At 63.8% G+C, this 6,103-nt stretch carries 8 protein-coding genes and 1 pseudogene; 8 read left to right on the top strand and 1 reads right to left on the bottom strand.

What is annotated here, in order from left to right; all coding sequences use genetic code 11:
• Nucleotides 1-54 precede the first annotated feature (54 nt).
• Nucleotides 55-489, bottom strand: a complete 435-nt coding sequence (gene merR / locus ACOTX7_RS23640; RefSeq protein ID WP_000429836.1) for an Hg(II)-responsive transcriptional regulator — start codon at nt 487-489, stop codon at nt 55-57.
• Between the two features lie 71 nt (nt 490-560).
• On the opposite strand from merR, the gene ACOTX7_RS23635 reads away from it, so the two are divergent.
• The 8 genes and pseudogenes from ACOTX7_RS23635 to ACOTX7_RS23600 form a co-directional block, all read left to right on the top strand.
• The gene (locus ACOTX7_RS23635; protein ID WP_001294663.1) at nt 561-911 is read left to right on the top strand and encodes a mercuric transport protein MerT; all 351 of its coding nucleotides are present in this window, start codon (nt 561-563) and stop codon (nt 909-911) included.
• Between the two features lie 13 nt (nt 912-924).
• Complete coding sequence (gene merP, locus ACOTX7_RS23630; RefSeq protein WP_000732292.1) at nt 925-1,200, top strand: mercury resistance system periplasmic binding protein MerP; 276 nt, start codon at nt 925-927, stop codon at nt 1,198-1,200.
• A gap of 35 nt (nt 1,201-1,235) precedes the next feature.
• A complete protein-coding gene (gene merC, locus ACOTX7_RS23625) occupies nt 1,236-1,658 on the top strand; it encodes an organomercurial transporter MerC (protein ID WP_001447540.1) in 423 nt (140 codons plus the stop codon).
• A 51-nt stretch (nt 1,659-1,709) separates the two neighbouring features.
• Nucleotides 1,710-3,404, top strand: a complete 1,695-nt coding sequence (gene merA, locus ACOTX7_RS23620) for a mercury(II) reductase (protein WP_000105636.1) — start codon at nt 1,710-1,712, stop codon at nt 3,402-3,404.
• Nucleotides 3,405-3,421: 17 nt separating this feature from the next.
• Nucleotides 3,422-3,784, top strand: coding sequence for a mercury resistance co-regulator MerD (gene merD / locus ACOTX7_RS23615; RefSeq protein ID WP_001277456.1), 363 nt, complete (start codon nt 3,422-3,424; stop codon nt 3,782-3,784).
• Nucleotides 3,781-4,017 (top strand): broad-spectrum mercury transporter MerE, encoded by a 237-nt coding sequence (gene merE, locus ACOTX7_RS23610; RefSeq protein WP_000993386.1) that lies wholly within the window; start codon nt 3,781-3,783, stop codon nt 4,015-4,017. Before merD ends, merE begins: the two co-directional genes overlap by 4 nt.
• A gap of 35 nt (nt 4,018-4,052) precedes the next feature.
• The gene (locus tag ACOTX7_RS23605; protein WP_001300294.1) at nt 4,053-4,721 is read left to right on the top strand and encodes an EAL domain-containing protein; all 669 of its coding nucleotides are present in this window, start codon (nt 4,053-4,055) and stop codon (nt 4,719-4,721) included.
• 74 nt (nt 4,722-4,795) lie between these two features.
• A pseudogene (locus ACOTX7_RS23600) lies at nt 4,796-6,046 on the top strand (transposase); the annotation flags it as partial.
• Between the last annotated feature and the right edge of the window lie 57 nt (nt 6,047-6,103).

The raw sequence follows: 6,103 nt of genomic DNA, 5'->3' as shown, positions 1-6,103 counted from the left end.
TCCTCAGCATAGTACTGGGAAGGAGGGAGTGACCATCTCATTAAATAAAGCACGCTAAGGCATAGCTGACCTTGCCAGGCCTGCTTCGCCCTGTAGTGACGCGATCAACGGGCAGGAAACATTCCCCTTTCGTGCATGGCAGGCGCACACGAGTTCAGACAGCACGGTTTCCATGCGCGCCAAGTCGGCCATCTTCTCGCGCACGTCCTTGAGCTTGTGTTCGGCCAGGCTGCTGGCCTCCTCGCAGTGGGTGCCATCGTCGAGCCGCAACAGCTCGGCAATCTCGTCCAGACTGAACCCCAGCCGCTGTGCCGATTTCACGAATTTCACCCGAACCACGTCCGCCTCCCCATAGCGGCGGATGCTGCCGTAAGGCTTGTCCGGTTCCCGCAACAGGCCCTTGCGCTGATAGAAGCGGATTGTCTCCACGTTGACCCCGGCCGCCTTGGCAAAAACGCCAATGGTCAGGTTTTCCAAATTATTTTCCATATCGCTTGACTCCGTACATGAGTACGGAAGTAAGGTTACGCTATCCAATCCAAATTCAAAAGGGCCAACGTATGTCTGAACCACAAAACGGGCGCGGTGCGCTCTTCGCCGGCGGGCTGGCCGCCATTCTTGCATCGACCTGCTGCCTGGGGCCGCTAGTACTGGTCGCCCTGGGCTTCTCCGGTGCTTGGATCGGCAACCTGACGGTGCTGGAACCCTATCGACCGTTGTTCATCGGCGCGGCGCTAGTGGCGCTGTTCTTCGCCTGGAAGCGGATTTACCGGCCCGTGCAGGCATGCAAGCCAGGTGAGGTCTGCGCGATTCCGCAGGTGCGCGCCACCTACAAGCTGATTTTCTGGATCGTGGCCGTGCTGGTCCTGGTCGCGCTTGGATTTCCCTATGTCGTTCCATTTTTCTATTAACCAGGAGTTCATCATGAAGAAACTGTTTGCCTCCCTTGCCCTCGCCGCCGCTGTTGCCCCGGTGTGGGCCGCTACCCAGACCGTCACGCTAGCGGTTCCCGGCATGACTTGCGCCGCCTGCCCGATCACAGTCAAGAAAGCGCTCTCCAAGGTCGAAGGCGTGAGCAAGGTCGATGTGGGCTTCGAGAAGCGCGAGGCCGTCGTCACTTTTGACGACACCAAGGCCAGCGTACAGAAGCTGACCAAGGCCACCGCAGACGCCGGCTATCCGTCCAGCGTCAAGCAGTGAGCCAGCAAGCCAACGACAACAGCGAGAGCCGCTTCATGGGACTGATGACACGCATTGCCGATAAAACCGGCGCGCTCGGCAGCGTCGTTTCCGCGATGGGCTGCGCCGCCTGCTTTCCAGCCCTCGCCAGCTTCGGCGCGGCCATCGGGCTGGGCTTCTTGAGCCAGTACGAGGGACTGTTCATCAGCCGCCTGCTGCCGCTGTTTGCCGCGCTGGCCTTCCTGGCGAACGCGCTGGGTTGGTTCAGTCATCGGCAATGGCTGCGCAGTCTGCTCGGCATGATCGGCCCGGCCATCGTGTTTGCGGCCACGGTCTGGCTGCTCGGCAACTGGTGGACGGCGAACCTGATGTACGTCGGCCTGGCCTTGATGATTGGGGTGTCGATCTGGGACTTCGTGTCGCCGGCGCATCGCCGTTGCGGACTGGACGGCTGCGAACTCCCCGCCAAGCGCTTGTGAAAGACGGCTGACCGTGCGACACGGCGGCCCACACGAATAAGGAACGATGGTATGAGCACTCTCAAAATCACCGGCATGACTTGCGACTCGTGCGCAGTGCATGTCAAGGACGCCCTGGAGAAAGTGCCCGGCGTGCAATCAGCGGATGTCTCCTACGCCAAGGGCAGCGCCAAGCTCGCCATTGAGGTCGGCACGTCACCCGACGCGCTGACGGCCGCTGTAGCTGGACTCGGTTATCGGGCCACGCTGGCCGATGCCCCCTCAGTTTCGACGCCGGGCGGATTGCTCGACAAGATGCGCGATCTGCTGGGCAGAAACGACAAGACGGGTAGCAGCGGCGCATTGCATATCGCCGTCATCGGCAGCGGCGGGGCCGCGATGGCAGCGGCGCTGAAGGCCGTCGAGCAAGGCGCACGTGTCACGCTGATCGAGCGCGGCACCATCGGCGGCACCTGCGTCAATGTCGGTTGTGTGCCGTCCAAGATCATGATCCGCGCCGCCCATATCGCCCATCTGCGCCGGGAAAGCCCGTTCGATGGCGGCATCGCCGCTACCACGCCGACCATCCAGCGCACGGCGCTGCTGGCCCAGCAGCAGGCCCGCGTCGATGAACTGCGCCACGCCAAGTACGAAGGCATCTTGGAGGGCAATCCGGCGATCACTGTGCTGCACGGCTCCGCCCGCTTTAAGGACAATCGCAACCTGATCGTGCAACTCAACGACGGCGGCGAGCGCGTGGTGGCATTCGACCGCTGCCTGATCGCCACCGGCGCGAGCCCGGCCGTGCCGCCGATTCCCGGCCTGAAAGACACTCCGTACTGGACTTCCACTGAAGCGCTGGTCAGCGAGACGATTCCTAAGCGCCTGGCCGTGATTGGCTCATCAGTGGTGGCGCTGGAGCTGGCGCAGGCGTTCGCCCGACTCGGAGCGAAGGTGACGATCCTGGCTCGCAGCACGCTGTTCTTCCGCGAAGACCCAGCTATAGGCGAAGCCGTCACGGCCGCATTCCGCATGGAGGGCATCGAGGTGAGGGAACACACCCAGGCCAGCCAGGTCGCGTATATCAATGGTGAAGGGGACGGCGAATTCGTGCTCACCACGGCGCACGGCGAACTGCGCGCCGACAAGCTGCTGGTCGCCACCGGCCGCGCGCCCAACACACGCAAGCTGGCACTGGATGCGACGGGCGTCACGCTCACCCCGCAAGGCGCTATCGTCATCGACCCCGGCATGCGTACAAGCGTGGAACACATCTACGCCGCAGGCGACTGCACCGACCAGCCGCAGTTCGTCTATGTGGCGGCAGCGGCCGGCACTCGCGCCGCGATCAACATGACCGGCGGTGACGCGGCCCTGAACCTGACCGCGATGCCGGCCGTGGTGTTCACCGACCCGCAAGTGGCGACCGTAGGCTACAGCGAGGCGGAAGCGCACCATGACGGCATCAAAACTGATAGTCGCACGCTAACGCTGGACAACGTGCCGCGCGCGCTCGCCAACTTCGACACGCGCGGCTTCATCAAACTGGTGGTTGAAGAAGGCAGCGGACGACTGATCGGCGTGCAGGCAGTGGCCCCGGAAGCGGGCGAACTGATCCAGACGGCCGCACTGGCGATTCGCAACCGGATGACGGTGCAGGAACTGGCCGACCAGTTGTTCCCCTACCTGACGATGGTCGAAGGGTTGAAGCTCGCGGCGCAGACCTTCAACAAGGATGTGAAGCAGCTTTCCTGCTGCGCCGGGTGAGGACAAGGAGGTGTGCGATGAGCGCCTACACGGTATCGCAACTGGCCCATAACGCTGGGGTGAGCGTACATATCGTGCGCGACTACCTGGTGCGCGGCTTGTTACGGCCGGTGGCCTGCACCACGGGCGGCTACGGCGTGTTCGACGATGCGGCCTTGCAACGGCTGTGCTTCGTGCGCGCGGCCTTCGAGGCGGGTATCGGCCTGGATGCCCTGGCGCGGCTGTGCCGTGCGCTCGACGCAGCGGACGGCGCACAAGCCGCAGCGCAGCTTGCCGTGCTGCGCCAGTTGGTCGAGCGGCGGCGCGCGGCGTTGGCCCATCTGGACGCGCAACTGGCCTCCATGCCAGCCGAGCGGGCGCACGAGGAGGCATTGCCGTGAACGCCCCTGACAAACTGCCGCCCGAGACGCGCCAACCCGTTTCCGGCTACCTGTGGGGTGCGCTGGCCGTGTTGACCTGCCCCTGCCATCTGCCGATTCTCGCCGCCGTGCTGGCCGGGACGACCGCCGGTGCCTTCCTTGGCGAGCATTGGGGTGTTGCCGCGCTCGCGCTGACCGGCTTGTTCGTTCTGGCCGTAACGCGGCTGCTGCGCGCCTTCCGGGGCGGATCATGACGAGTTCGCAGCCCGCCGGATGGACGGCGGCCGAGTTGGCGCAGGCGGCGGCGCGCGGACAGCTTGACCTGCATTACCAGCCGCTGGTCGATCTGCGCGATCACCGGATCGCTGGCGCGGAAGCGTTGATGCGCTGGCGGCATCCGAGGCTTGGCCTGTTGCCGCCCGGCCAGTTCCTGCCGCTGGCCGAGTCGTTCGGCCTGATGCCGGAAATAGGCGCGTGGGTGCTGGGCGAGGCCTGTCGCCAGATGCACAAGTGGCAAGGACCGGCATGGCAACCGTTCCGTCTTGCCATCAATGTGTCCGCCAGCCAGGTTGGGCCAACGTTCGACGACGAGGTAAAGCGGGTGCTGGCCGATATGGCCCTGCCCGCCGAGCTTCTGGAGATCGAACTGACCGAATCGGTCGCATTCGGCAATCCAGCCCTGTTCGCCAGTTTCGACGCCTTGCGCGCCATCGGCGTGCGCTTCGCCGCCGACGACTTCGGCACCGGCTATTCCTGCCTGCAACATCTGAAATGCTGCCCCATCACCACATTGAAAATCGACCAATCCTTTGTCGCCAGGCTCCCGGATGATGCCCGTGACCAAACTATCGTGCGGGCGGTGATCCAGCTCGCGCACGGGCTGGGCATGGATGTCATTTTCAGAAGACGACTGCACCAGTTGATTGGGCGTAATGGCTGTTGTGCAGCCAGCTCCTGACAGTTCAATATCAGAAGTGATCTGCACCAATCTCGACTATGCTCAATACTCGTGTGCACCAAAGCGAGGTGAGCATGGCGACGGACACCCCACGGATTCCAGAACAAGGCGTGGCCACTCTGCCTGATGAGGCTTGGGAGCGTGCGCGCCGTCGTGCGGAGATCATCAGTCCGTTGGCGCAGTCGGAGACGGTCGGGCACGAAGCGGCCGATATGGCGGCTCAGGCGCTGGGCTTGTCTCGGCGCCAGGTATACGTTCTGATCCGGCGTGCCCGGCAAGGCAGCGGCCTCGTGACGGATCTGGTGCCCGGCCAGTCCGGTGGAGGTAAAGGTAAGGGGCGCTTGCCGGAACCGGTCGAGCGCGTCATCCACGAGCTACTGCAAAAGCGGTTCCTGACCAAGCAGAAGCGCAGCCTAGCGGCCTTTCACCGCGAAGTCACTCAGGTGTGCAAGGCTCAAAAACTGCGAGTGCCGGCGCGCAATACCGTGGCCTTACGGATCGCTAGCCTTGACCCGCGCAAGGTCATCCGCCGGCGGGAAGGCCAGGATGCCGCTCGTGACCTACAAGGTGTGGGCGGCGAGCCTCCTGCCGTGACCGCGCCGCTGGAGCAGGTGCAGATAGACCATACGGTCATCGACCTGATCGTGGTCGATGACCGCGACCGGCAACCTATTGGCCGCCCGTACCTGACCCTCGCCATCGACGTGTTCACCCGCTGCGTGCTCGGCATGGTCGTCACGCTGGAAGCGCCGTCTGCCGTTTCGGTTGGCCTGTGCCTCGTGCATGTCGCCTGCGACAAGCGCCCTTGGCTGGAAGGACTGAACGTGGAAATGGATTGGCAGATGAGCGGCAAGCCCTTGCTGCTCTACCTAGACAACGCGGCCGAGTTCAAGAGCGAGGCCCTGCGCCGGGGTTGCGAGCAGCATGGCATCCGGCTGGACTATCGCCCGCTGGGACAGCCGCACTATGGCGGCATCGTGGAACGGATCATCGGCACGGCGATGCAGATGATTCACGACGAACTGCCGGGAACGACCTTCTCCAACCCTGACCAGCGCGGCGACTACGATTCCGAAAACAAGGCCGCCCTGACGCTGCGCGAGCTAGAGCGCTGGCTCACATTGGCGGTCGGCACCTACCACGGTTCGGTGCACAACGGCCTGCTCCAACCGCCGGCCGCGCGCTGGGCCGAGGCCGTGGCGCGTGTCGGCGTACCGGCCGTCGTCACACGCGCTACTTCGTTCCTGGTCGATTTTCTGCCGATCCTCCGGCGCACGCTGACCCGCACCGGCTTTGTCATCGACCACATCCACTACTACGCCGATGGGCACTGTTGCAAATAGTCGGTGGTGATAAACTTATCATCCCCTTTTGCTGATGGA

Source organism: Enterobacter cloacae complex sp. IR5418, from assembly GCF_049238105.1.
Classification (GTDB): domain Bacteria; phylum Pseudomonadota; class Gammaproteobacteria; order Enterobacterales; family Enterobacteriaceae; genus Enterobacter; species Enterobacter hormaechei.
This window is presented reverse-complemented; position numbering and strand designations above follow the sequence as displayed.

What these genes read in the sequence shown, in the direction of transcription:
- merC (WP_001447540.1), top strand. Translation starts at nt 1,236, where the DNA reads ATGGGACTGATGACACGCATTGCCGATAAAACCGGCGCGCTCGGCAGC.
- merD (WP_001277456.1), top strand. Translation starts at nt 3,422, where the DNA reads ATGAGCGCCTACACGGTATCGCAACTGGCCCATAACGCTGGGGTGAGC.
- ACOTX7_RS23635 (WP_001294663.1), top strand. Translation starts at nt 561, where the DNA reads ATGTCTGAACCACAAAACGGGCGCGGTGCGCTCTTCGCCGGCGGGCTG.
- merR (WP_000429836.1), bottom strand. Translation starts at nt 489, where the DNA reads ATGGAAAATAATTTGGAAAACCTGACCATTGGCGTTTTTGCCAAGGCG.
- merP (WP_000732292.1), top strand. Translation starts at nt 925, where the DNA reads ATGAAGAAACTGTTTGCCTCCCTTGCCCTCGCCGCCGCTGTTGCCCCG.
- merA (WP_000105636.1), top strand. Translation starts at nt 1,710, where the DNA reads ATGAGCACTCTCAAAATCACCGGCATGACTTGCGACTCGTGCGCAGTG.